The sequence below is a fragment of the Campylobacter sp. CNRCH_2013_0671h genome (genome assembly GCF_025773055.1).
GTDB lineage: Bacteria > Campylobacterota > Campylobacteria > Campylobacterales > Campylobacteraceae > Campylobacter_D > Campylobacter_D lari_D.
Window position 1 is genome coordinate 1 of the sequence record NZ_JAKMTG010000034.1, and the last position, 561, is coordinate 561.

Sequence of the window (561 nt, forward strand, 5' to 3'; positions counted from 1 at the left end):
ACCTATTATAGAAGTAACATTTTTAATCTCTTCACTTTGAGCAATAACTTCACTAGTTTTATGAGATACATTTTGCATAGAAGAAGTAATCTCTTCTAATGCTGCTGCTGTTTCTTCTAAAGAAGAAGCTTGAGAAGATGAAGAATCTGTTAAGTCTTTAACAGCACTTTGTAATTTACCACTCTCATCTGCTAATAAAGAAGCAAATTCAGATGATTGTCTTAGCATAGCTACTATTTCTTGACCTAATACATTAGTAGTTACTTCAACTCCACCTTTAGCATTTTTAACTTCAGTAGTAAAGTCTAATGCCTTATAGCTATCAAATACTCTATTGATTTCATTCATATTAGAACCAACTTTTGCTTGTAATACATCAAGCATATCATTTAATACATTTTTTAATTCTATTAATTGAGGATTAGCAGGAATTGCTGTTATTCTTGCTGTTAGATTACCACCTTCTATTTCTTTAGCTGTATCAACTGATTGTTCTACTGCTTTAGCATCTTGTTCTAATGCATTTTTAGTTTTAGTGATGTTTTCATTGATGGCTTTGGC

The 561-nt window shown here is 30.8% G+C and carries 1 pseudogene; it reads right to left on the reverse strand.

What is annotated here, in order from left to right:
• A pseudogene (locus tag L8X97_RS08300) lies at positions 1 to 561 on the reverse strand (methyl-accepting chemotaxis protein); the annotation flags it as partial.